Source organism: Candidatus Omnitrophota bacterium (assembly GCA_028712255.1).
Taxonomy (GTDB): Bacteria; Omnitrophota; Gorgyraeia; order Gygaellales; family Profunditerraquicolaceae; genus UBA6249.
In genome coordinates this window covers 24,456-46,145 of sequence record JAQTQJ010000009.1, presented here as the reverse complement: position 1 = coordinate 46,145, position 21,690 = coordinate 24,456, and the positions used below count along the sequence as shown (strand labels likewise).

Below are 21,690 nucleotides of genomic sequence, written 5' to 3'. Positions count from 1 at the left end.
AGAAGTTAGATTCTGCCTTCCCTGCAGAGCTCTAGAAAAGTATCAGTAACACGGGGACAAAACTGCTTGCCGCTTAGAGACCTGATTTCATTAATTACATCCTTCTTGTCTAAGGCCAAGCGGTATGGCCGGTCAGTACTCATAGCATCAAAAGAATCTGCTACGGAAATTATGGAAGCAATCAAAGGGATCTGCTGGCCTTTTAAGCCTTCAGGATAACCTTGCCCATCAAAGCGTTCATGATGATATTTAACGCCCAGCATTGGCCCATCCAGCTCTTTAATCGGCTTTAGAATATTAACCCCAATCATAGGATGCTCTTTAATCCGATTACGCTCTCCCACTGTGAGATCGCTTCTTTTATTTAAAATATGCTCCGGCACTCCAATTTTTCCAATATCATGTAAAAGACTGGCAATATGCAAATTCTCTAAAAACTTTCCATCAAAATTATTCCTGGATTTATGCGCTATCCTTTTAGCAATCTCAATACTCAAATTTGTTACCCGGGTAGTATGGCCATGGGTATAATTATCCTTGGCTTCAATGGCCGCGGCCAAAGCAATGGTAGTGCGCACAAATAGCTGATGTTTGTGCTCCAATTCATTTTCTAACTCCTTAAATAGCTGGGCATTCCTGATAGCCATTGATGCATTGGAATTAAGAGCAATAAAAAAATCCAGCTCCTCATCAAGGAATTTCCTACCATTACTTTTTCCACCTAAAAACAAAAGCCCAAGCAACTGTTCACGAAAATAACTTGGGATACAAACATGGGTTTCCAAAAGTTCCATCTGGTAAAGAACCTGCCCTAACTGTTGCAATACTTCCTTCTTTAATTTTGCGTTTTTTAATACAGTTCTTGCTTGGTCATAAAGCAATACTTCTCTACCAAAAATAAGGCTGCTTTTATGCTCTTTAAAAAAACGTATCAATACATCATCTTTGTCAATACAAACAAGCCCTAAAGGAACTTTTTTGGACAAAGAACCCCTGGAAACCGTAAGTAGATATCCCTGTTTTTCCTTATCATACAAAAAGAAACTGGCGTGATTAATTTTGGTTTTGGCAACAATCATGCGCACAATCATCTTGATCAAAGAATCCGGATCATGAACAAGAATCATGTTTCTGGCTGCATTCTCTAGCTCTTTTTTATAATCAATTGCCATTTATCTCACCTATTCCTAAGTTTAATTATTATATAATGATAGCAAAGTGTGCATGCTGTTGCAATTAAAATCTTAGTTAAAAATAAGGGGATGGTTCTCTTGCTTAAGAGAACCATCCCCTTATTTTTAACGGAATCAGCTGCCGATTATTCTTCATCGATTACCGCTAGTGTCTGACCTGCCTCTACGCTATCGCCTTCACTATACATTATCTCAGAGATTATTCCAGTACAGGGGCTGGGTAAATTAAATGTAGTTTTATCTGTAGTAAGTTCAACCAAATCATCATTCTTACTTACTTTCTGTCCATCTTTAAAAAACCAATATGATACGGTAGCCTTAGTAATACCTTCGCCTAATTCCGGTAAAACGACTTTTACCATAAAAGCCTCCTTCCCACAAGGAAACACCCGCGCAATTCTTCGCCACCAGGCGAACACTGGCCCAATTCCATTAAGGGCCAGGTGCTCTTAATCACATACAACTTCATGTATTGATTCCGAAAGAGTAGGATGAGCAAAGATTATTGCGCGTATCTGACTAACGGTCAAATGCGCAGAAATTGCTACAGAGAAGATTGCAATTAATTCGCTAGCAAACGGGCCAATTATGCTAGCGCCGATTACTTCCTGAGTATCCCGATTGCTAATAACCTTGATAAATCCCTCAACCTCATCGATAATCCAGGCCATACCGCAAGCACGGAAATCAAACTTATAGGCCTTAACCGATATACCAGTAGCCACCGCCCTATCTTCATTCAAACCTACGCTAGCAATCTGTGGATCAGTAAATACACAAGAAGGCACAACTGAATTATCCGCTTTATGCTTATTATTCAAAACCATATTTTCAACCGCAGCTCTGCCCTGATAAGAAGCATAATGAGCCAGCATTATCCTAGAAGTACAATCTCCTGCAGCATATATATTGTCAACATTAGTTTTAAGGTAATCATCAACAATTATTCTACCATTTTCCAATTTTATCCCTAAACCTTCCAACCCTAAGCCTGAAGTATTAGGAGCCCTTCCTACACAAACCAAAACTCGTGAATAATTCTGTAAAGCCAAAGTTGCAATATCAACACCAGTAATCACTTCAATGGATTTTTTCCTAAATATAACTTCAATCTTTCTAACCACATCATTATCCTGTCCTGCTAATATATTAGGGATTTTCTCAGCTATAGCCACTTTAGAACCCAGAATAGAAAAAAGGCTGGCAAATTCACAACCAATTACTCCTCCACCGGCTATCAATAAAGAAGGCGGGATTTCTGATAAAGACAGAGCTTCATCGCTTGAGATTATTTTTTCCTTATCGAATTTTAATTGCGCTAATTCCAGCGGATGGCTTCCGGTTGAAATCAGTAGAAACTTGGCGCTAATTAAACGGCCATCGACTTTTATTTCATGAGGAGAAAGAATTTGTGCGGTTGATTGAATAAAATCAATACCCGAAAGATTGGCTCTCATACCTTGAGCAAGCTGATAAATAATTTTATTTTTTCTCTCTTGGATTTTTGTGAAATTAAACCGGGGATTATCTAATTCTATTCCAAAAGTTGATGATTTCTTAGTAAGCGAGAATACTTTTGCGCAGGCAATTAATGTTTTGGTTGGAATACAACCCTTGTTTAAGCAGGTTCCGCCGATATTATCGGACTCAATAAGGCAAACTTTTAACTTAAAATCCTTTGCCCTTAGAGCAGCGTTAAAACCCGCCCAACCTGCTCCAATAACAGCCAGATCATACATGGTATGGTTTATAATTGTGCTGCTGCCTGAGTAACAAGTTTGGCTGATTTGATCAGCTTAGCTTTTTCATCGACTGAAAGATCCAATTCAATAATCTGCTCAATGCCATTCTTTCCCAGGCGGCAGGGAACACCAAGGCAACTGTCATTAATACCATATTGGCCATTTAGATAACTACATAAGCCAATGATACGTTTTTCATCTTTTACTATTGTTTTAACGATTGCCGAAACTGCAGCTGAAGGAGCAAAAAATGCACTACCTGTACCAAGGCTGGCAACAATTTCAGCACCTCTTCCAACAGTACGGCTGACTAAAGTTTTAATTTTTTCATCATGAATAAACTCATCTAAAGGAACGCCTTTAACTTTTGTAAGAGCTGGCAAAGGAAGCATGGTTTCACCATGAGCGCCAATTACAAGCGCCTCAATATCCGTAACGGGTAAATTTAATTCACCGGCTATTAGGTTAACAAATCGGGCAGTATCCAAACTAATTCCCATGCCAAAAAGCTTACTAGGGCCAAAACCAGTAATCTTTAAAGCATAAAGAGTCATAATATCCAAAGGGTTAGTTACCACTATAACAATTGCTTGTTTTGCCAGTTCTTTTATATTTAAACATACCCCTTTTAAAATCTGCGCATTCTTAACTAGCAATTCTTCGCGGCTCATCCCAGGTTTACGCGCCAGGCCTGCAGTAACTACTATAATATCTGAATCCTTTATTCGGCTGATATCATCACTGCCAGAAATATTGTAATTATACCTTAAAAGCGGCCGGGCATCCTCTAAATCCAATGACTTTCCGTACGCTAAACCCTTCACCACATCAATAAGCAAAACATCGCCCAATCCATCCTGGGCGATGCGCATTGCCGTTAAGCTACCAACATTACCCGCACCGATAATTGATATTTTCATCCTAAATATCCCTTTTAACAAATCTAAAACTGGAATCTTGGGACCGTTTCTATTTTTCTAAATTTAGAAAAATAGAAACGGTCCCGTGTTTTCTAAAATCTAAACAAGCTGTAAGCTTAAGGCTTATCACTTATAACTTATGCCTTATTTAATTTTTTAACCTTCTCAATAATCGCATCAGCCATCTGCGCAGTACCTACAGCAGTTGAATCAAGCGGATCATTTTTTAAATCGTATGTTACAAATTTACCTTCACTAATTACCTCTTTTACCGCCTCTTCTAATTTATCTGCCGCCTTAGCTTCATTAATATACCGCAGCATCAAAACCCCAGATAAAATCATAGCCGTTGGGTTAACCTTATTCTGACCCTGATATTTTGGCGCAGATCCATGTACTGCTTCGAAAACCGCAATATCAGAACCGATATTGGCCCCCGGAGCAACCCCTAAACCACCAACCAAACCTGCGCAAAGATCTGAAATTATATCTCCATAAAGATTGGGCAACACCAAAACATCATAATTATGCGGCTTCTGTACTAGCTGCATGGTAATATTATCTACAATAGCTTCTTCAAAAATTATCTTTTCTTTATAATTTACTGCGACTTCCCGGGCAACTTTTAAAAATAGTCCGTCGGTAAATTTCATGATATTTGCCTTATGCACACAAGTAACTTTTTTACGCTTATTCTTTAAAGCATACTCAAAAGCAAACTTTACAATTCTTTCTGAGGCAAATTTAGAGATAGGCTTGATAGTTATTCCGGAATCCTGACGAATTATCCGCTTGGTATCTTTTTGAATCTGAGCAATTAAATTTTTGGTTTCAGGCTTACCTTCTTCAAATTCTATACCTGCGTAAAGATCTTCGCTATTTTCCCTAATAATGACCAAATCGATATCTTTAAAAATACTTTTTACTCCTAAATAACTTTTTGCCGGACGCACGCATGCATAAAGATCTAAAGCCTGCCTAATAGCTACATTTACCGATCGAAATCCAGTGCCAATAGGGGTAGTAATCGGGCCCTTAAGAGCGACTTTATTCTTCCTGATTGAATCTAATGCGCTCTGTGGCAAGAGCTCTCCCATTTTCTCCAAGGCGACACTTCCTGCAAGCACAGTATCCCATTTAATCTTAACTCCCGTAGCGTCAATACATCGAGTAGCTGCAAGAGAAACTTCCTGGCCAATACCATCTCCGGGAATCAAAGTTATTTTATATTCCATCTAAATTTTAAGTTCTCCATGCTTCTTATAATAATTAGTTATTCCGCCTTCAGCCAATAAATCCTGCATAAATTTAGGTAAAGGTTTAATCTTTAAATCAATGCCTTTGGTTAGATTCTTCACCAAGCCTAAATTTAAATCAATTTCCAGCTGGTCATGCTCATCAATTTTACTGGTATCAGTTTCAATTAACGCTAAACCGATATTAAAACTATTACGGAAAAATATACGCGCAAATTGTGGTGACAATACCGCCACAATCCCTGCCTCTTTAATTACCAAAGGAGCCTGTTCACGGCTTGACCCCATGCCAAAGTTATTACCTGCTACAATAATTGTTTTACCCGGAATAATCTTTTGAGGAAAATTCGGATCAATATCTTCCATAATATGCTTAGCCAACTCCTTCATATCCGTAATCGCAAACTTATATCTTCCGGAAATAATAAAATCCGTATTTATATTGTCCCCTAATTTTACGCTAGTTCCTGCAATACTCATAGCTGTTTGAATTCTTCCCTATTCTTTACCTTAGACATAGCCATATCTAAAGTAATCAACCCTTTCTGAGTCAACTCCTTAAGACAGCTATCCATGGTATTCATACCATATTGTAAGCCAGTCTGCATCATTGTCGGAATCTGTTCAATTTGTTGTTCACGGATAAGGTTGCGAATACTAGCCGTTGCTATCATCACCTCCGTAGCCAATACCCTGCCCTTCCCTGAGGCATGCGGAAGCAAAAGCTGTGAAATTACTCCTTGCAAACAATCGGAAAGTTGTAATTTAACCTGCGTCTGCTGATGCGGAGGAAAAACATCGATAATCCTAGAAATAGTTTGCGGGGCATCTGGGGTATGCAAAGTAGCCAAAACAAGGTGGCCAGTTTCAGCTGCCGTCAGCGCAGTTGAAATAGTTTCTAAATCACGCATCTCTCCTACCACGATAACATTGGGATCTTGTCTAAGGGCATGGCGCAGGGCATCAGCAAAAGAATGTGTATCCGAATAAACCTCTCGCTGTTTAACTATGCTCTTCTTATTGGCATAAATAAATTCAATCGGGTCCTCAATACAGGTGATCATGCATTCCCGCTCGCCGTTAATAAGATCAATCATCGCCGCCAAAGTAGTGGTTTTTCCCATGCCAGTAGGACCAGTTACTAAAACCAAACCATTTGGCCTACGAGCTAAATCAGATATAATTTTTGGTAAACCTAATTTTTCCACAGCAGGAATCTCTCTGGGGATACGGCGAAATGCCGCCTCAACTGAACCTTTTTGTAAATGGACATTCACTCGAAAACGGTCTAAATCAGGCAGGGCAAGAGAAAAGTCGAGTTCCAGTTCACGCTCGAAAATCTCTTTCTGGGTATTAGAAAGAACGCTATAAATCATTTTCTTTAGGCTCTGCTTATCTAATTTTTCCAGTTGTGTACGCAATAATCTACCATCGACTCGTAAAACCGGAGGTTCATTTTCCGTAATATGTAAATCCGAAGCTCCGTTTTCATTACACATCAAAAGTAAATCGCGAATTTCCATAAAATACCTCCTTATCCTGAAAGGGTATTACTTAAAATAAACTCTGGGGTCAGTTATAAAACCGGTCAGCGCAGAAGCTGCTACTGTAGCCGGAGAAGCTAAATAAATAAATGCCGCAGGATTGCCCATCCTGCCTTTAAAATTACGATTAGCAGTTGAAATCACTACTTCTCCATCGCTAGGAATTCCGTTATGCGTTCCTACGCAAGGGCCACAACCTGGAGCTACAATACAAGCACCAGCTTTAATAAACATCTCGACTAACCCGAGCCTTAAAGCCTCCAGATAAACTTCACGTGAGCTGGGAGCAATAATTAATTTGACTGCCGGGGAAACTTTTCTTTTATTTAAAACTCTTGCCGCAACCACAAGGTCATCTATTCTGCCATTAGTACAGGTCCCCAAGAAAGCCTCATCAATTTTTACCTTATTCAGAGAAGTAACCTCTGCGGTATTATCTACACTATGCGGCATAGAAACCATCGGGCCAAGCGTAGAAACATCAAATTCGTAAACACTCTCATAGATAGCCCCTTTATCCGCCGCAATACTTTCAATACGCACTCCTTTGGCAATTCTAGGTTTTAACCAAGTAACAGTTTTTTTATCAACCGGCATAAAGCCTGCTTTTGCCCCCATTTCAACTAACATATTAGCAATAGTAAAACGCCCATCCATTCCCATATTATCAATCACAGGGCCGTAAAATTCAACTGCTTTATATGTGGCTGCGTCGCTTTTTAAATTACCGATTATATGTAAAATTACATCCTTAGCAAAAACGCCACTTTTAAGCTTACCCTGAACTATAATTTTTATAGTTGCAGGAACCTTAAACCAATTCTTCCCTGTAGATAAAGCTATAGCTAAATCCGTCGACCCTACACCGGTAGAGAATGCGCCAAGGGCTCCATAAGTACAGGTATGGGAATCCGCTCCTAAAATCAGATTCCCGGGAAGGATTTTGCCGGATTCAGGAATAACCTGATGGCATACTCCACAACCAATATCAAAAATCTCTGTCTTAAAATCCCGTGAAAAATCGCGCATCTTCTTATGTACACGAGAAACCCCTTCACTAGGGCTTGGAGAGCTATGGTCAATTACCATACAAAATGAAGTCTTTAATTTCTTTATACCCAGCTCTTTAATGCGATCAATTATTATCGAGGAGGTACCATCCTGGCCAAAAGTAAAATCTACTTTACAAACAGCAAAGTCACCCGCCTTCAAATCTTTACCGGCATGTTTACTTAAAATTTTTTCTGCAATTGTCTTGGCCATAAAATAACTTTAGTTTTAAGCTATAAGTCGTAAGCTTTAAGCTTAAAACTTTCGACTTACAACTTACAGCCTATTTATATTTTCTTTAACCAACCCTCTATCCTATCCATTCCTTTTTGTAATTCTTCAATACTTGTGGCAAAACTTATCCTAATATGATCATCCATTCCAAAGCTGCATCCTGGAATTACGCTTACATATTCTTCCTCCAGCAAGCGCTTAGCAAAGGTTAAAGAGTCAAGGCCTGTTTTAGATATATCACAAAACATATAGAACGCTCCAAACGGCATAGAAAAACTTAGCCTCTTAACTTCCCGAAGCCTTGCAGCCAAATAATCTCTCCTTTTGGCAAACTCAAGGCATAATTTATGCGTGAAATCTTCCGGAGCACTCATTGCTGCCACCGCTGCCTTCTGAGCAATAGAATTCGGATTAGAAGTTGTATGATCCTGCAGATTGGAAATAGCATTTGCAATATCACTGGGAGCCCCCAGGTAACCGATACGCCAACCAGTCATCGAATGGCTCTTAGATAAACCATTGACCGTAATGGTTAAATTATAAATATCTTTATTTAGACTGGCAATAGAATTATGTTTTAAACCGTCAAAAGTAATCTTCTCATAAATCTCATCGCTGATCACAAAAATATTTTTAGCCACACAGATTTTAGCGATAGCTTCCAAATCCTGCCGGTCATAGACAGAACCGGTCGGATTCGATGGGCTATTAAGAATAAGGATTTTGGTTTTTGCAGTAATATGCTTGGAAAGATCAGCTGCAGAAATTTTGAAATTATTTGCGGAGATTGTTTTTATAAAACGCACATTTGCCTCGCACAGATTTACCATCTCAGGGTAACTTACCCAATAAGGCAGGGGAATAAGTGCTTCATCACCACGGTTTAGAAGCACCATCAACGCATTAAAAATGCTATGCTTTGCTCCATTGGAAACGATGATCTGATCCGGAGCATATTCCAAAGAATTATCTTTTTTAAATTTCTGACAAATAAGTTTTTTTAATTCGGGTATGCCTGTGGTAGGAGTATACTTGGTGAATCCTGAATTTATTGCCGCAATTGCCGCATCTTTTACAAAGTCAGGGGTATCAAAATCAGGTTCGCCGGCGGCAAAACTAACAATATCCTTACCCTCGCTTTTAAGTTTCTTAGCTTTAGAGGTTATCGCCAGCGTTGAGGAAGGATTTATTTTTTTCAGCCGCTCAGCAACTCTAGTATCTATTTTCATAAAAGTTTTTCTTATACCCCCCACACTATCTGTACTCTAACGAAATTTAATATACAGCTATTGTGAAGATGAATTTACAAAGAATCACTTTTCTTTCTAAAAATGGTTCTTAAACCACCCATGAATTTCTTCTGCGGCTTCTTCGCATCAAGCGGATTCTCTTTAACTACCTCTTTAGTTTCCTTTTTCGGCTCTTGAGTGATTTTGTCATCCTTGACTTCTTCCGTTACCTGGGCTACTTGAGGCTTTTTCTCTTTTGCCTTCTTAGGTTCTTTTCTCTTTAACTCAGTAAGCTCAAAAATAACCAATTCCGCATTATCTCCTCTACGTTTACCCAATGGAATAATCCGAGTAAAACCACTTGAGCGCCCCGTAAACCGCGGCCCAATTTCAGTAAAAAGTAGATTCACCAGCTTATGTTCACCTAAAACCCTTTGCGCCTGTCTACGGGCAAAAAGCGTATTTCTCTTAGATAAAGTTATAAGCTTATCGACCATTTGTTTAGTAGCTTTGGCGCGAGTCAAAGTAGTTTTAATGCTTTGACAGATTATCATGTTTTTGGCCAAACTCTTTATTGTTGCATCATGCCAACTGGTAAAACGGCCAAGCTGCATCCTTTTCTTTGCGTGACGCATTTTTTAACCTTTCTTCATTTTCTTAGGATCAACCTGCATCCCTAAACTAACCCCCATACTCATAAGAAGCTCTTGAATTTCGGTAAGAGACTTCTTACCAAAATTTTTAAAGTTGAGCATCTCATCTTCGGTTCTTTTAACCAGGTCAGCAATAGTTTTAATTCCGGCTTCTCGTAAACAATTTGAGCTTCTCACTGAAAGTTCAAGCTCAGAGATTGGCAACCTTAGTTTTTCATATAAAGCTGCATCTTCTTTAGTCATCTCCGGCTCTTCTTCTGCGATATCTTCAGGCAACTGGCCAAAGCTGACAAAGATATCTAAATGCCTTTGTAAAATGTTGGAAGCATAAAGCAAAGCATCTTTAGGGTTAATACTGCCGTTAGTCCAGATCTCAAGGATCAATTTATCATAATCCGTGCGCTGTCCTACACGCGTATTCTCCACATAATAATTAATCTTCTTAATAGGAGTAAATATCGAATCAACTACAATAAAACCTGCAATTTTATCTTCTTTATTATTCAACTCAGCCGCAACATAACCCCTGCCACGCGATACTTCCATTTCTATATTGAGCTTGGTATCCTTGGTAAGGGTAGCAATATGAAGCTCTGGGTTAATTATCTCAATGGTCTCATCTGTTTGAATATCTTTAGCCTTAACCTCACCCTTCTTATCCGCTTTTAAATAAATTGTTTTGGGGATCTTGGAATGAGAATTTAAAACTAGGCTTTTGATATTCAAGATGATTTCAGGGACATCCTCAAGAACCCCGGCAATCGTAGAAAACTCATGAGAAGCACCAGCAATTTTAATTGCAGTTACAGCACTTCCTTCGATAGATGAAAGTAAAACTCTTCTTAAAGAGTTACCCAAAGTTACGCCATAGCCTCTTTCAAAAGGAGCTGCTTGGAACTTTCCATATGTATCAGTATATGTTGACTCATCGCACTCAAGTTTTTTAGGAAACTGAAAATCTCTCCATTTTATCCCCATATTACCCCCCTGATTATATTTAATAAACCTGCTTAATTAATGCCTGATTATTTAGAATACAACTCGACGATCAACTGCTCCTGTATCTGCTGCTGGATATCGCCTTTTTCAGGAAGCCTCAAAACTTTGGCTTTCATATCGGCTAAGGTAAACTCAAGCCAACTAGGAACAGTTCTGTCTTTAGAAAGCTCCAGATTATCTTTAAGTTTAATTTTGGCTTTATCCTTAGCTTTGATCTCAACCACATCATCTTTATCAACTAAAAATGACGGAATATTTACTCTACGGGAATTAACCGCGACCCAATTATGCCTAACGATCTGGCGGGCCTGCGAACGCGAAATTCCCAGCCCCATACGAAAAATCACATTATCAAGCCTACGCTCTAACAATTGCAGAAGAACCTTACCGGTTACGCCTTTAGTTTTTGAAGCAATCTTAAAATATATGCGGAATTGTTTTTCCAAAACCCCGTAAATCCTCTTAACCTTCTGCTTCTCTTTTAGCTGTACTCCGTAGTTAGAAAGCTTCTGCCTTCTGCCTTCACCATGCTGGCCCGGCGGATATGCTCTCTTGCTAGCCGCGCATTTTTCAGTCTGGCACCTTGTCCCTTTTAAAAATAATTTTTCACCCTGCCTACGGCATAACCTACAAACTGCACCAATATAACGGCCCATAAATTAAACTCTCCTTTTCTTCTTGGGACGGCAACCATTATGAGGAATAGGAGTAACATCTTTAATCAAAGTTACGACCAATCCTGCTGCCTGAAGCGCCCGAATTGCTGACTCTCTGCCAAAACCCGGCCCCTTCACATAAACTTCCAACTCTTTAACCCCTACCTCTTTAGCTTTTCTGGCAGCATCAGTTGCTGCAAGTTGCGCGGCAAAAGGAGTGGATTTCTTAGAACCACTATAACCTACTGAGCCTGGAGCACTCCAAGCCAAAACATTACCTTGTTTATCGGTTATAGTAATAATCGTATTATTGAAACTTGCCTGAATATGGGCAATACCGCTGGTTATGCCGCGAGCAATTTTTTTCTTCTTTGCGTTATCTTTTGTCGCCATTTTATTTTATCTCCTTGTCTACCTAGACAACACCCGCGCAATACCAATTAGCGCGGGGTGTATATTACTTTCCCGCCTGCTTTGCAGCTTTTGGTGCGCTTTCAACCTTCTTAATAGGCGCCAAATTTACTCTCTTCTTGCCTTTTCTGGTACGCGAATTTGTACGTGTACGCTGGCCACGAACAGGAAGGCCCTTTTTATGGCGCATCCCCCTCCAAGAACCAATATCCATCAAGCGTTTAATATTCTGTGAGATATCACGACGTAAGTCACCTTCAATCCTCAAAGATCCTTTCTGAAGAATATTAGTAATACGCGATACCTCCTCTTCAGTTAAATCCTTGGCCCTCTTATCAGGGCTAATCCCTGCTTCTTTTAGCACAACATTTGAAGTTGCCCTGCCTATTCCATATAAATAAGTAAGCGCTATCTCAATTCTTTTTTCTTTAGGTATATCAACACCGATAATTCTTGGCATATGAACTCCTTGAGCACTGAGTAAAGGCCTTAAAAAGCCTAGCCTTGCCTCTGTTTATGTTTAGAAGTCACGCAAATTACACGCACAACCCCTCTTCGTTTTATTATTTTACACTTATCGCAAATCTTACGGATCGACGCTTTAACCTTCATTCTGCTACGCTCCTAACATTAAATTTATGGTAGAGCTCCGCAGGAATAGTTCCTTCGAAGCCACACCATTGCTTTAAATATCTATTGGCGAAGAAAAACATTTATCTCACCCTAAAAGTAATTCTCCCTCGGGCCAAATCATAAGGAGAAAGTTCTAATTTTACTTTATCACCCGGAAGAATCCTGATGAAATTCATACGCATCTTTCCCGAAACATGCGCTAAAACTACATGCCCATTTTCAAGCTCTACCTTAAACATAGCATTAGGCAGCGCTTCAATAATCTTACCCTCAGTTTCAATTAGTTCTTCTTTTGCCATTTACTTTGTCAGTACTACTGGCCCTTTATCGGTAATCGCCACAGTATGCTCAAAATGGGCTGATGGAGTGCCATCTTTAGTCACTGCTGTCCAGCCATTCTCAAGAATAAGACATTCCCAGCTTCCAACATTAATCATTGGTTCAATTGCTAAAACCATACCGCTTTTTAAAAGAACTCCCAAATGAGGCCTACCAAAATTAGGAATCTCCGGATCTTCATGTAATGCAGCCCCAATACCATGGCCCACAAACTGCCTAACTACGGAAAATCCCTGCGCCTCTGCAAAACTTTGAATACTATGAGAAATATCAGTTAAATAGTTACCTACCCGCGCCTGCGTAATACCAATTTCTAACGATTGCTTGGTTATTTCAATAAGTTTTATTTTAGCCTGATCTGCCTTACCTACTGGCAGCGTTACTGCCATATCCGAGAAATAACCCTGATAGTTTACTCCTAAATCTATACTTATGATATCCCCTTCCAAAATCACTCTTGGACCAGGAATACCATGAACAACCTCTTCATTTACAGAAACACAGGCAGTTGCCGGAAAACCTTTATACCCCTTAAAAGCTGCAATAGCCTTTTCCTTAAGAATTAATTCTTCGCTCAAACGATCGATATCTAAGGTAGTAATCCCTGGCTCTACGATATCCTCTATCCTGCGCATAACAGCTGCCAAGATCTTACCTGAACGCTTAAGCATCTCAATTTCACTTGGAGACCTCAAACAGATCATTTAATTTTTCGTACTTAATTTAATAATCTGCTCCAGAACCACCCCAGGATCTAAATCGGCATTCAAACTGTGCAGCTTTTTTACCTGGTTGTAATACTCTATCAAAGAAGCAACTTCATTTTTATAAACTTCAAGGCGCTTGCGCACCGTTTCCTCATTATCATCAGAACGCTGATATAAAGACCCCTGGCAACTATCGCAAACTCCCTCTTCTTTAGGAGGCATATTAATTACATGAAAATTCGCCCCGCATTTAGAACAAACTAACCTTCCGGTAAGCCGCTTAATAATTACTTCATCGCTTGTATTCAAATAAACTACTAAATCTACCGCTAGTTTCTTTTTACTTAAAATCTCATCTAAAGTCTTAGCCTGAGACAATGTCCTGGGATATCCATCTAAAATAAAACCTTTTTTTATATCCGGATTATTAAAACGTTCATCGAGCATTTTTGCCACTAAATCATCCGAAACAAGTAAACCCTTATCCATAATACCTTTGGCCTGTTTACCAAGGGCAGTGCCATCTTTGACATTCTGTCTTAAGATATCTCCGGTAGATATATGCGGCAGGCTCAATCTTTGCGCCAATCTTTTTGCCTGCGTGCCTTTACCGGCCCCAGGAGGGCCTAAAAGTACTAAGTACATTATCTTCTTCCTCTAATTTGGCCGCTTTTTATAAAACCTTCGTAATGATGCGTCAATAAATGCGATTCAATTTGCTTTAAAGTATCTAACATAACCCCGACAATAATCAAAACGCCTGTGCCCCCAAAAAATGAAGCTACCAAGTATGGAACTTTTAGCCAGGCCATAATGAAATCCGGAAAAATAGCAATTATTGAAATAAATGCCGCTCCTGCTAAAGTAATTCTAGTCATAACATAATCAAGAAACTCAGCGGTTGGTGCACCCGGCCTAATTCCGGGGATAAAACCTCCATATTTTTTCATGTTCTCAGATAAATCATTAGGATTAAAAACAATAGCAGTATAAAAATAACAAAAGAAAATTATCAAAAGAGCATAAACTATTGAATAAAGTATTTGCCCGCGAATAAGGTTCTGGGCTAATTGTTGAAAAGCCGGATTCGGAATAAAAGAAGCCAGGGTCGCCGGAAATAGAATAATTGACTGTGCAAAAATAATCGCGATAACTCCGGAAGTATCTACCTTAAGCGGTATATAGGTGCTCTGTCCTCCGTAAATCTTACGGCCAACAATTCTACGGGCGTATTGCACGGGAATCTTTCTTATTCCCTGTGTAATCATGATTACCGAAAAAACTACCACCACCAATAAAACTGCCATGATTAAAAGAGTAATTGGTTGAATCTGCCTGCGGCTTGGAGCAAACGGTGAAATTAGAACAAATAGCTGGCTAAGTGCCGTAGGAATCCTTGAAATAATACCAGCAGTAATAACTAAAGAAATTCCATTGCCAATACCCCGTTCCTGAATCTGCTCTCCTAACCACATAATAAAGATCGTCCCGGTAGTAAGAGTCAGGACCGTTAAGATCCGAAATCCCCAGCCCGGATGCATAACAATCTGCAAACCTTCAAAACGCGCCGGATTCTCAAGCCACAGAGCTATAAAATATGATTGTATAACCGACAATAATACTGTTCCGTAACGCGTAAACTGATTTATTTTTTCGTATCCGGATTTCCCTTCTTTTGCCATTTTCTCAAAAGCCGGAATAACTGCAGTAAGTAACTGCATGATAATGCTTGATGATATGTACGGCATTATCCCTAAGGCAAATATAGTCAAGCGTTCCATAGCACCACCGGAAAACATATTAATTATGCCAAAGAGCGTACCGCCTTGAGTCTTAGAGATACGGTTAAAAAAATCTGCAAGTGCTGCGCCGTCTATACCAGGAGTAGGGATATAACATCCTACGCGATAAACTGCAATAAGCGCGCCTGTTATAATTAAACGTTTTTTTAAATCCGGAATCTTAAACGCATTAATTAGTGCGTTAAACATTTATTGATTACTCAGTAAGATTTCTGCTTTTCCGCCGGCGTTGACAATTTCACTAGCGGCGCGTTTTGAAAAAGCATGCGCTTGAACAATCACCGCATTCTTAATACTGCCATTGCCTAATATCTTAATTAACGCAGATTCATTTCGAATTAAACCATTTTTCTTTAAAATAAGCGGGGTAATTGTGGCTTCCTTAATTGCGTTTAAGTCATTCAGTTTAACGATCTGGTAAACTTTCTTGAAATTACTCACAAATCCGCGTTTGGGCATCTTACGGATAAGCGGAGATTGGCCACCCTCAAAACCTAAATAAAAATGCCGTCCTGCACGCGAAGTTTGCCCTTTACTTCCGCGGGTTGAAGTCTTACCATGCCCGCTACTTGAACCTCGTCCTAAATATTTTCTCTTTTTGTGTGAACCAAACGGCCTCTTCAGATTATATAAAGAAACCCCGCTTATTGAAATTTTTTGTTGAATCTCTTTAGCTGGTTTAGCAGAAACTTTTTTAGCCACTGCTTTCTTAACGGACACTTTCTTAACTACTGATTTTGTAACTGGTTTTTTTTCTTTCATTTTAAATTTTTAAGCCTTTAGGCTTATTAATCCCTGCATCGTAGCCTTGATAACATTAATCGGATTATTTGATTTTAAACACTTAGTGAGTATATCTTTAATACCAGCCGCTTCACAGATTGCACGTACCGGCCCTGCTGCAATAACACCTGTACCTTCAGAAGCAGGTTTGAGCAGGACACTTGCCGCTCCAAATTTACCAACAACCTCATGAGGAATAGTTGCCCCCTCCAGAGGGATTTTATACAGGCTTTTTTTAGCTTTCGTCAAAGATTTCCGAATAGCTTCGGCGACTTCATTGGCTTTATCTAAAGCAAAACCCACTCTCCCTTTAGTATCGCCAACAACCACTAAAGCACTAAAATGCAATTTCTTTCCACCCTTGGTTACCTTAGTAACGCGGTTTATGCTAATAACTTTCTCGATCAGGTCTGTTTGCTGTCCAATATTTAATTCACGCATAATTTAAAACTCCATTCCACCTTTTCTTAATGCATCGGCAAAAGATTTAACCCTTCCATGATAAAGATACCCTGCCCTATCAAAAATTACTTTGCTATATCCTTTTTCCTTTGCTTCTTTAGCAAACAACTCTCCAAAAATTTCCGCCGATTTAATATTTCCGGCGCTGGTAAATTTCTGTTTTGCCCCCTTATCTTTGGTAGAGAAAGAAAATAATACCTTACCCGCCGTATCATCCAAAAGCTGAGCGGAGATGTTTTTCAGAGAACGATGCACAACCAACCGTGGCATCTCTTTGGTACCCAACATCTTCATTTTAATTCGTTTATGCCTCTTTAGCCTTAACTCTTCTTTTTTTCTCATTTTATTTAGCACCGCCAGTTGCCTGCGCCTTACCCACCTTCTTCTTTACCTGTTCTCCTACAAAACGAATCCCTTTACCCTTATAAGGCTCAGGAGGATAAATTGCGCGTATTTCAGTTGCCACTTCCCCTATTAACTCCTTATCTATGCCTCTTATGACTAATTGAGTGGGTTTAGGAGTTTCGATTTTAATACCTGCGGGAATTGTAAAATTCACCGGATGCGAAAATCCTAAGGCCATATTTAATTTATCCCCAGCCACCGCAGCTTTAAATCCCACGCCGATAATCTCTAGCTCCTTAAGATAACCTTCAGTTACACCTTTAATCATATTCACAATAAGAGCCCGGTATAATCCATGCATAGATTTATCCAACTTAGTATCCGCTACTCTTTTAACCAAAAGTTGATCATCTTTAATCTCAACACTAATCCGATCAGAAAGTTTACGGTCAAGCTTACCCTTAGGCCCCTGGACCAAAACTACTCCATCTTTGACTTCTATTTTTACATCTTTAGGTATTGTTACCGGTTTTTTCCCAATCCTAGACATTTATTTTCCTTTGCCCACAAGGGCATACCCGCGTAATTCCTTATAAACGCAAAGTGTTACCAGATATAGGCGATAACTTCCCCGCCCACACCAAGTTCTTTAGCTTCTTTATCAGTGATAACGCCTTTCGAGGTAGAAACAATCGCCAACCCTCTGCCCCTCAATACTGCGGGAACCTTCTTGCCTCTTACATAAACCCGCAAACCCGGCTTTGAAACACGCTTAATATTACGGATCGCCGATTTTCCCGCATTATATTTCAGGTAAACTCTCACCATGCCTTGTTTCTTATCTTCAATCAATTTAAAATTATCAATATATTCATTCTTCTTAAGAATAGCCATAATTGATTTTATATTACCAGAAGCCGGAACATCAACCACATCCCTTTTAATCAATATAGCATTACGTATGATTGTAAAAACATCTGCAATTAAATCAGTTCTTGACATTTAACTCTCCTTCCGCACAAGCGGAACACCGGCGCAATCCCGCTTAGCGCCGGGTGTAACTTACCAGCTGGCCTTTTTTACGCCGGGGATAAGCCCCTGCCAAACCAGCTCCCTAAAACATATACGACAAAGTTGAAATCTTCTTAAGTATCCACCACTTCTTCCACAAATTGAACAACGGTTGTATTTACGAGTTGAAAACTTAGGCGCTCTTTTCCATCTTGCGATCTGTGAATTCTTTGCCATTTTTTATTTTTCTTCCTTAGCCTTAAAAGGCATACCGAAATATTTCAATAGGCTCCTTGCTTGTTCGATATTTTTAGCGTTCTTGATTACAAAAGTAATATCCATTCCTTGGGTACGGGTAATTTTATCATATTCGATCTCAGGAAATATAATCTGCTCACTTAAACCCAAGGTATAATTAAACCCTTTATCAAAGGAATCCCGGGAAACCCCTTGAAAATCACGAATACGAGGAAGAGCGATATTAAGCAGCCGATCCATAAACTCATACATCATCACACGCCTTAAAGTTACTTTGGCGCCAACCGCTTGGCCCTCTCTAACCTTAAAATTTGCAATTGCTTTTTTTGCGCGTCGGATAATCGGTTTCTGCCCAGTTATATTTCCCAGCTCTTCGACTGATTTCTCTAATAATTTAACATCCTGAGTACCTTCACCAATACCCATATTCACCACAATCTTATCAACTGCAGGAACTGCCATTTTATTTTTTAATTTAAAATCTTCCATTAATTTCGGAACAATTTCATTACGATATTTTTCTAGTAGTCTAGGTATCATCTTATAATGCCTCTTTACATGCTTTACAAAATCTGGATTTGGTTCCGTCTTTTAAAGTCAAAGCTCCTACACGCGAAGGCTTTGAACAATGCTTACAAAAAACCATAAGATTAGATACAGACAAAGGCATCTCTATCGAAATTATCCCGCCTTTTTGATCCTGTCGGCTCTGACGCTTATGTTTCTTAGCAAGGTTTAAACCCTCAACTATGGCGCGCTTGCCTTCCTCGATAACATTAATTACTTTGCCCTGCTTTCCTTTATCTTTACCTTTAATTATCTGAACAATATCATTCTTCCTAATTTTCTGCATTAAATTACCTCTGGCGCTAAAGAAATTATTTTATTAAAATTTTTATCCCTTAATTCGCGGGCAACCGGCCCAAAAACGCGTGTTCCTCGCGGATTATCTTTATCATCAATAATTACTATGGCATTGCGGTCAAAACGTAATATTGAACCATCCGCCCGTCTTATATCACGCCTGGTGCGCACGATTACCGCCCTGGCCATCTCCCCCTTTTTCACTGCAGCTCCCGGGATAGATTCTTTAATATTAACCTTTATGACATCTCCGATATCTGCATTAAAACTACCCATTTTTTTTAAAACACAAATCAAAGAAGCCTTACGGGCCCCGGTATTATCTGCAACATCGAAAATACTACGTAATTGAAGCATTAAACTATCTCCTCAGCAGATACAAGATGCGTATCTGCCGCTTTTTTAAGTACTGCTTTGACTATAAAATGCTTATCTTTGGATAAAGGACGCGTTTCTGCTATACTTACTGTATCTCCCAGCCTAGCCGTGCCTTTTTCATCATGAGCTTTGAATTTATTATGAAGTTTAATTGTTTTGGAATATTTCGCATGCCTGGTCAAATGCATAGTCTTAACTACGACTGTTTTTTGCATTTTATCGCTTACTACTAAACCTATAAATTCTTTTTTCTTTCCCATCTTATCTTTCTTTCTTCTGGTTTAAGATTGTCCTGATGCGCGCAATATCTTTTTTTATCAGTGCAAACTTATGCGGCTTCTCTACTCGGCCTGTATAACGCTGTAAATTTAATTTAGACAATTCAGCATACAGCGTCTTCTCTTTTTCTAACAATTCAGTTCCTGTTAAAGCTTTTAATTCAAGTAGTTTCATATTATTTATGCATCCTGGTTACAAATTTTGTGCGTAGCGGTATCTTATAGGCTGCCAGACGAAAACATGACTTAGCATACTCCTGAGGAATTCCGCCCAATTCAAAAAGTATACGGCCTCTTTTTACTACAGCCACCCAATGATCAAGATCTCCTTTACCTTTACCCATACGTACTTCAGCCGGTTTCTTGGTTATGGATTTATCCGGAAATATCCTGATCCATAATTTACCGCCTTTATGCAACTGACGCGCCAAAATCACGCGTACTGCTTCGATTTGCGTATTTTTAATCCAACCATTTTCTAAAGATTTTAAACCAAACTCTCCAAAAGATAAAGTCGAGCCACAAGTAGCTATCCCACGCCTTTGGCCTTTTTGTAATTTACGATATTTAACTCTTTTGGGCATTAAAACCATTTTTACCTCTTAACGTTGAGACTGCTGCCGAAATGCTTCCTGAGACCGTCCCTGTTGAACCACTTTAACATCTTCTTTGACAAATTCTTTTCCCAGAATATCCCCTTTATAAATCCAAACCTTAACTCCGATTAAACCGTATGTTGTAAGGGCTTCTGCAAAACCATAATCAATATCCGCGCGTAAAGTTTGTAAAGGAACCTTGCCAATTTTATAAGTTTCACGGCGGCCCATTTCTGCGCCATTGAGCCGGCCAGAACAACTAACCCTAATACCTTTTACTCCGGATTGAATTGACTGCTCCATAGCTCTTTTTACTGCCCTACGAAATGCAATCCTCTTTTCTTGTTGCAAAGCAATATTCTCCGCAACTAATTGCGCATCCCAGGCAGGATTATTAATTTCCTGTATATCAATAGACAATTCATTCTTGACCAAACTATTTAGATCCGCGCGTAAGCGCTCAATATCCGAACCATGCCGGCCGATAATAATTCCAGGGCGGGCTGAAAAAATACGAACTTTAATTTTTTCTGCAAGCCTTTCAATAACAATTTTAGATATCGCTGCCTGCTTAAACTTATTTTTAATAAATTTTCTTATTTTTTGATCCTGCTGGATAAACAGCGGGAAATCTTTGGCTTTAGCAAACCAACGCGAATGCCACTGTCTTATAAAACCAATCCTTAACACTAAAGGACTTACCTTATGTCCCATAAATTACTCCCCCGGTTTTAAATCTAATTCAATTTTTATATGAACAGTACGCTTAACTATTGAGGCAGCCCGGCCGAAAGCTGCTGCCTTAAACCTCTTCCACATCGGGCCAGGATTACAAACAATCTTAGAAACATATAATTTATCAGCTACGAAACCTTTTATTTTAGCATTAGCAATGGCAGATTTCAATATCTTTATTAAATATTCTTTTGACCTTTTATTTAAATGCAAAAGAATCCCTTGTGCGACAATTGCATCTTTGCCACGAATAAGATCAGCAACTATACGTACCTTACTGGGAGAAATTCTCAAAAATTTTCCTTCAGCTTTTGAAATCATCTTATGTTTTCTCCAGAGCCTTCTTTGCTTTTATACCGCCATGTTTCCTGAATATCCTCGACGGAGCAAACTCTCCTAGTTTATGCCCTACCATATTCTCGGTTATAAAAACCGGAACATGCTTCTTGCCATCATAAACCGCAAACGTTAAACCTACGAAATCCGGCAACACTGTTGACCTTCTGCTCCAGGTTTTAATTGCCTGACGCAATCCAGCCTTAGTCTGCTTTTGAATCTTTTTTAATAAACTTTCCTCAACGTATGGACCTTTTTTAAGTGAGCGCGGCATAA

34 protein-coding genes are annotated in these 21,690 nt (G+C 39.3%); all 34 read right to left on the bottom strand.

The window, feature by feature from the left end; all coding sequences use genetic code 11:
* Positions 1-5: 5 nt before the first annotated feature.
* Positions 6-1,172 carry an HD domain-containing protein gene (locus PHC29_05485; protein MDD5108941.1) on the bottom strand — a complete coding sequence of 389 codons (1,167 nt, stop codon included), beginning with the start codon at positions 1,170-1,172 and terminating at the stop codon, positions 6-8.
* Positions 1,173-1,318: 146 nt separating this feature from the next.
* The gene (locus PHC29_05480; protein ID MDD5108940.1) at positions 1,319-1,555 is read right to left on the bottom strand and encodes a biotin/lipoyl-binding protein; all 237 of its coding nucleotides are present in this window, start codon (positions 1,553-1,555) and stop codon (positions 1,319-1,321) included.
* Between the two features lie 87 nt (positions 1,556-1,642).
* On the bottom strand, positions 1,643-2,932 hold the full coding sequence (lpdA, locus tag PHC29_05475; GenBank protein MDD5108939.1) for a dihydrolipoyl dehydrogenase: 1,290 nt from the start codon (positions 2,930-2,932) through the stop codon (positions 1,643-1,645).
* Between the two features lie 8 nt (positions 2,933-2,940).
* A complete protein-coding gene (locus tag PHC29_05470) occupies positions 2,941-3,855 on the bottom strand; it encodes a malate dehydrogenase (GenBank protein MDD5108938.1) in 915 nt (304 codons plus the stop codon).
* Positions 3,856-3,992: 137 nt separating this feature from the next.
* Positions 3,993-5,090 (bottom strand): isocitrate/isopropylmalate dehydrogenase family protein, encoded by a 1,098-nt coding sequence (locus PHC29_05465; GenBank protein MDD5108937.1) that lies wholly within the window; start codon positions 5,088-5,090, stop codon positions 3,993-3,995.
* Positions 5,091-5,591 (bottom strand): 3-isopropylmalate dehydratase, encoded by a 501-nt coding sequence (locus PHC29_05460; protein ID MDD5108936.1) that lies wholly within the window; start codon positions 5,589-5,591, stop codon positions 5,091-5,093.
* Positions 5,588-6,634 (bottom strand): type IV pilus twitching motility protein PilT, encoded by a 1,047-nt coding sequence (locus tag PHC29_05455; GenBank protein MDD5108935.1) that lies wholly within the window; start codon positions 6,632-6,634, stop codon positions 5,588-5,590. The genes PHC29_05460 and PHC29_05455 overlap by 4 nt, the downstream gene beginning before the upstream one ends.
* A 27-nt stretch (positions 6,635-6,661) precedes the next feature.
* The gene (locus tag PHC29_05450) at positions 6,662-7,918 is read right to left on the bottom strand and encodes a 3-isopropylmalate dehydratase large subunit (GenBank protein ID MDD5108934.1); all 1,257 of its coding nucleotides are present in this window, start codon (positions 7,916-7,918) and stop codon (positions 6,662-6,664) included.
* 74 nt (positions 7,919-7,992) lie between these two features.
* A complete protein-coding gene (locus PHC29_05445; protein ID MDD5108933.1) occupies positions 7,993-9,168 on the bottom strand; it encodes a pyridoxal phosphate-dependent aminotransferase in 1,176 nt (391 codons plus the stop codon).
* 74 nt (positions 9,169-9,242) lie between these two features.
* A complete protein-coding gene (gene rplQ / locus PHC29_05440; protein ID MDD5108932.1) occupies positions 9,243-9,803 on the bottom strand; it encodes a 50S ribosomal protein L17 in 561 nt (186 codons plus the stop codon).
* 3 nt (positions 9,804-9,806) lie between these two features.
* Positions 9,807-10,799: a DNA-directed RNA polymerase subunit alpha gene (locus PHC29_05435; protein ID MDD5108931.1), complete on the bottom strand. Its 993-nt coding sequence runs from the start codon at positions 10,797-10,799 to the stop codon at positions 9,807-9,809.
* A gap of 47 nt (positions 10,800-10,846) precedes the next feature.
* The gene (gene rpsD, locus PHC29_05430) at positions 10,847-11,476 is read right to left on the bottom strand and encodes a 30S ribosomal protein S4 (protein MDD5108930.1); all 630 of its coding nucleotides are present in this window, start codon (positions 11,474-11,476) and stop codon (positions 10,847-10,849) included.
* A gap of 3 nt (positions 11,477-11,479) precedes the next feature.
* Positions 11,480-11,869, bottom strand: a complete 390-nt coding sequence (rpsK, locus tag PHC29_05425) for a 30S ribosomal protein S11 (protein ID MDD5108929.1) — start codon at positions 11,867-11,869, stop codon at positions 11,480-11,482.
* Positions 11,870-11,933: 64 nt separating this feature from the next.
* Positions 11,934-12,347, bottom strand: coding sequence for a 30S ribosomal protein S13 (rpsM, locus tag PHC29_05420; GenBank protein MDD5108928.1), 414 nt, complete (start codon positions 12,345-12,347; stop codon positions 11,934-11,936).
* A gap of 38 nt (positions 12,348-12,385) precedes the next feature.
* Positions 12,386-12,499 (bottom strand): 50S ribosomal protein L36, encoded by a 114-nt coding sequence (rpmJ, locus tag PHC29_05415; GenBank protein MDD5108927.1) that lies wholly within the window; start codon positions 12,497-12,499, stop codon positions 12,386-12,388.
* Positions 12,500-12,600: 101 nt separating this feature from the next.
* Positions 12,601-12,819 carry a translation initiation factor IF-1 gene (infA, locus tag PHC29_05410; protein ID MDD5108926.1) on the bottom strand — a complete coding sequence of 73 codons (219 nt, stop codon included), beginning with the start codon at positions 12,817-12,819 and terminating at the stop codon, positions 12,601-12,603.
* Positions 12,820-13,563, bottom strand: coding sequence for a type I methionyl aminopeptidase (gene map / locus PHC29_05405; protein MDD5108925.1), 744 nt, complete (start codon positions 13,561-13,563; stop codon positions 12,820-12,822).
* The gene (locus tag PHC29_05400; protein ID MDD5108924.1) at positions 13,564-14,211 is read right to left on the bottom strand and encodes an adenylate kinase; all 648 of its coding nucleotides are present in this window, start codon (positions 14,209-14,211) and stop codon (positions 13,564-13,566) included.
* Entirely contained in the window at positions 14,211-15,557 is a 1,347-nt protein-coding gene (gene secY / locus PHC29_05395; GenBank protein MDD5108923.1) for a preprotein translocase subunit SecY, read from the bottom strand. The genes PHC29_05400 and secY overlap by 1 nt, the downstream gene beginning before the upstream one ends.
* The gene (rplO, locus tag PHC29_05390) at positions 15,558-16,130 is read right to left on the bottom strand and encodes a 50S ribosomal protein L15 (GenBank protein ID MDD5108922.1); all 573 of its coding nucleotides are present in this window, start codon (positions 16,128-16,130) and stop codon (positions 15,558-15,560) included.
* Positions 16,131-16,139: 9 nt separating this feature from the next.
* Positions 16,140-16,592: a 30S ribosomal protein S5 gene (rpsE, locus tag PHC29_05385; GenBank protein ID MDD5108921.1), complete on the bottom strand. Its 453-nt coding sequence runs from the start codon at positions 16,590-16,592 to the stop codon at positions 16,140-16,142.
* Positions 16,593-16,595: 3 nt separating this feature from the next.
* Positions 16,596-16,955 (bottom strand): 50S ribosomal protein L18, encoded by a 360-nt coding sequence (gene rplR, locus PHC29_05380; GenBank protein ID MDD5108920.1) that lies wholly within the window; start codon positions 16,953-16,955, stop codon positions 16,596-16,598.
* A 1-nt stretch (position 16,956) separates the two neighbouring features.
* Positions 16,957-17,508 (bottom strand): 50S ribosomal protein L6, encoded by a 552-nt coding sequence (rplF, locus tag PHC29_05375; GenBank protein MDD5108919.1) that lies wholly within the window; start codon positions 17,506-17,508, stop codon positions 16,957-16,959.
* Between the two features lie 56 nt (positions 17,509-17,564).
* On the bottom strand, positions 17,565-17,960 hold the full coding sequence (gene rpsH, locus PHC29_05370; GenBank protein ID MDD5108918.1) for a 30S ribosomal protein S8: 396 nt from the start codon (positions 17,958-17,960) through the stop codon (positions 17,565-17,567).
* 60 nt (positions 17,961-18,020) lie between these two features.
* On the bottom strand, positions 18,021-18,206 hold the full coding sequence (locus PHC29_05365) for a type Z 30S ribosomal protein S14 (GenBank protein MDD5108917.1): 186 nt from the start codon (positions 18,204-18,206) through the stop codon (positions 18,021-18,023).
* 3 nt (positions 18,207-18,209) lie between these two features.
* Positions 18,210-18,767: a 50S ribosomal protein L5 gene (rplE, locus tag PHC29_05360; GenBank protein ID MDD5108916.1), complete on the bottom strand. Its 558-nt coding sequence runs from the start codon at positions 18,765-18,767 to the stop codon at positions 18,210-18,212.
* Position 18,768: 1 nt separating this feature from the next.
* Positions 18,769-19,080: a 50S ribosomal protein L24 gene (gene rplX / locus PHC29_05355; protein ID MDD5108915.1), complete on the bottom strand. Its 312-nt coding sequence runs from the start codon at positions 19,078-19,080 to the stop codon at positions 18,769-18,771.
* A complete protein-coding gene (gene rplN, locus PHC29_05350; protein MDD5108914.1) occupies positions 19,080-19,448 on the bottom strand; it encodes a 50S ribosomal protein L14 in 369 nt (122 codons plus the stop codon). The genes rplX and rplN overlap by 1 nt, the downstream gene beginning before the upstream one ends.
* A complete protein-coding gene (gene rpsQ / locus PHC29_05345; GenBank protein ID MDD5108913.1) occupies positions 19,448-19,729 on the bottom strand; it encodes a 30S ribosomal protein S17 in 282 nt (93 codons plus the stop codon). Before rpsQ ends, rplN begins: the two co-directional genes overlap by 1 nt.
* A 1-nt stretch (position 19,730) precedes the next feature.
* On the bottom strand, positions 19,731-19,922 hold the full coding sequence (gene rpmC, locus PHC29_05340) for a 50S ribosomal protein L29 (GenBank protein MDD5108912.1): 192 nt from the start codon (positions 19,920-19,922) through the stop codon (positions 19,731-19,733).
* 1 nt (position 19,923) lies between these two features.
* Positions 19,924-20,340, bottom strand: a complete 417-nt coding sequence (gene rplP / locus PHC29_05335) for a 50S ribosomal protein L16 (protein ID MDD5108911.1) — start codon at positions 20,338-20,340, stop codon at positions 19,924-19,926.
* Positions 20,341-20,349: 9 nt separating this feature from the next.
* Positions 20,350-21,057 (bottom strand): 30S ribosomal protein S3, encoded by a 708-nt coding sequence (rpsC, locus tag PHC29_05330; protein MDD5108910.1) that lies wholly within the window; start codon positions 21,055-21,057, stop codon positions 20,350-20,352.
* 3 nt (positions 21,058-21,060) lie between these two features.
* Positions 21,061-21,399: a 50S ribosomal protein L22 gene (rplV, locus tag PHC29_05325; protein ID MDD5108909.1), complete on the bottom strand. Its 339-nt coding sequence runs from the start codon at positions 21,397-21,399 to the stop codon at positions 21,061-21,063.
* Between the two features lies 1 nt (position 21,400).
* Positions 21,401-21,688 carry a 30S ribosomal protein S19 gene (rpsS, locus tag PHC29_05320; GenBank protein ID MDD5108908.1) on the bottom strand — a complete coding sequence of 96 codons (288 nt, stop codon included), beginning with the start codon at positions 21,686-21,688 and terminating at the stop codon, positions 21,401-21,403.
* Positions 21,689-21,690 lie beyond the last annotated feature (2 nt).

Bases quoted from the DNA above. Each gene is read 5' to 3' on its own strand.
- PHC29_05485 (MDD5108941.1), bottom strand. From the start codon at position 1,172: ATGGCAATTGATTATAAAAAAGAGCTAGAGAATGCAGCCAGAAACATG.
- PHC29_05480 (MDD5108940.1), bottom strand. From the start codon at position 1,555: ATGGTAAAAGTCGTTTTACCGGAATTAGGCGAAGGTATTACTAAGGCT.
- lpdA (MDD5108939.1), bottom strand. From the start codon at position 2,932: ATGTATGATCTGGCTGTTATTGGAGCAGGTTGGGCGGGTTTTAACGCT.
- PHC29_05470 (MDD5108938.1), bottom strand. From the start codon at position 3,855: ATGAAAATATCAATTATCGGTGCGGGTAATGTTGGTAGCTTAACGGCA.
- PHC29_05465 (MDD5108937.1), bottom strand. From the start codon at position 5,090: ATGGAATATAAAATAACTTTGATTCCCGGAGATGGTATTGGCCAGGAA.
- PHC29_05460 (MDD5108936.1), bottom strand. From the start codon at position 5,591: ATGAGTATTGCAGGAACTAGCGTAAAATTAGGGGACAATATAAATACG.
- PHC29_05455 (MDD5108935.1), bottom strand. From the start codon at position 6,634: ATGGAAATTCGCGATTTACTTTTGATGTGTAATGAAAACGGAGCTTCG.
- PHC29_05450 (MDD5108934.1), bottom strand. From the start codon at position 7,918: ATGGCCAAGACAATTGCAGAAAAAATTTTAAGTAAACATGCCGGTAAA.
- PHC29_05445 (MDD5108933.1), bottom strand. From the start codon at position 9,168: ATGAAAATAGATACTAGAGTTGCTGAGCGGCTGAAAAAAATAAATCCT.
- rplQ (MDD5108932.1), bottom strand. From the start codon at position 9,803: ATGCGTCACGCAAAGAAAAGGATGCAGCTTGGCCGTTTTACCAGTTGG.
- PHC29_05435 (MDD5108931.1), bottom strand. From the start codon at position 10,799: ATGGGGATAAAATGGAGAGATTTTCAGTTTCCTAAAAAACTTGAGTGC.
- rpsD (MDD5108930.1), bottom strand. From the start codon at position 11,476: ATGGGCCGTTATATTGGTGCAGTTTGTAGGTTATGCCGTAGGCAGGGT.
- rpsK (MDD5108929.1), bottom strand. From the start codon at position 11,869: ATGGCGACAAAAGATAACGCAAAGAAGAAAAAAATTGCTCGCGGCATA.
- rpsM (MDD5108928.1), bottom strand. From the start codon at position 12,347: ATGCCAAGAATTATCGGTGTTGATATACCTAAAGAAAAAAGAATTGAG.
- rpmJ (MDD5108927.1), bottom strand. From the start codon at position 12,499: ATGAAGGTTAAAGCGTCGATCCGTAAGATTTGCGATAAGTGTAAAATA.
- infA (MDD5108926.1), bottom strand. From the start codon at position 12,819: ATGGCAAAAGAAGAACTAATTGAAACTGAGGGTAAGATTATTGAAGCG.
- map (MDD5108925.1), bottom strand. From the start codon at position 13,563: ATGATCTGTTTGAGGTCTCCAAGTGAAATTGAGATGCTTAAGCGTTCA.
- PHC29_05400 (MDD5108924.1), bottom strand. From the start codon at position 14,211: ATGTACTTAGTACTTTTAGGCCCTCCTGGGGCCGGTAAAGGCACGCAG.
- secY (MDD5108923.1), bottom strand. From the start codon at position 15,557: ATGTTTAACGCACTAATTAATGCGTTTAAGATTCCGGATTTAAAAAAA.
- rplO (MDD5108922.1), bottom strand. From the start codon at position 16,130: ATGAAAGAAAAAAAACCAGTTACAAAATCAGTAGTTAAGAAAGTGTCC.
- rpsE (MDD5108921.1), bottom strand. From the start codon at position 16,592: ATGCGTGAATTAAATATTGGACAGCAAACAGACCTGATCGAGAAAGTT.
- rplR (MDD5108920.1), bottom strand. From the start codon at position 16,955: ATGAGAAAAAAAGAAGAGTTAAGGCTAAAGAGGCATAAACGAATTAAA.
- rplF (MDD5108919.1), bottom strand. From the start codon at position 17,508: ATGTCTAGGATTGGGAAAAAACCGGTAACAATACCTAAAGATGTAAAA.
- rpsH (MDD5108918.1), bottom strand. From the start codon at position 17,960: ATGTCAAGAACTGATTTAATTGCAGATGTTTTTACAATCATACGTAAT.
- PHC29_05365 (MDD5108917.1), bottom strand. From the start codon at position 18,206: ATGGCAAAGAATTCACAGATCGCAAGATGGAAAAGAGCGCCTAAGTTT.
- rplE (MDD5108916.1), bottom strand. From the start codon at position 18,767: ATGATACCTAGACTACTAGAAAAATATCGTAATGAAATTGTTCCGAAA.
- rplX (MDD5108915.1), bottom strand. From the start codon at position 19,080: ATGCAGAAAATTAGGAAGAATGATATTGTTCAGATAATTAAAGGTAAA.
- rplN (MDD5108914.1), bottom strand. From the start codon at position 19,448: ATGCTTCAATTACGTAGTATTTTCGATGTTGCAGATAATACCGGGGCC.
- rpsQ (MDD5108913.1), bottom strand. From the start codon at position 19,729: ATGGGAAAGAAAAAAGAATTTATAGGTTTAGTAGTAAGCGATAAAATG.
- rpmC (MDD5108912.1), bottom strand. From the start codon at position 19,922: ATGAAACTACTTGAATTAAAAGCTTTAACAGGAACTGAATTGTTAGAA.
- rplP (MDD5108911.1), bottom strand. From the start codon at position 20,340: ATGGTTTTAATGCCCAAAAGAGTTAAATATCGTAAATTACAAAAAGGC.
- rpsC (MDD5108910.1), bottom strand. From the start codon at position 21,057: ATGGGACATAAGGTAAGTCCTTTAGTGTTAAGGATTGGTTTTATAAGA.
- rplV (MDD5108909.1), bottom strand. From the start codon at position 21,399: ATGATTTCAAAAGCTGAAGGAAAATTTTTGAGAATTTCTCCCAGTAAG.
- rpsS (MDD5108908.1), bottom strand. From the start codon at position 21,688: ATGCCGCGCTCACTTAAAAAAGGTCCATACGTTGAGGAAAGTTTATTA.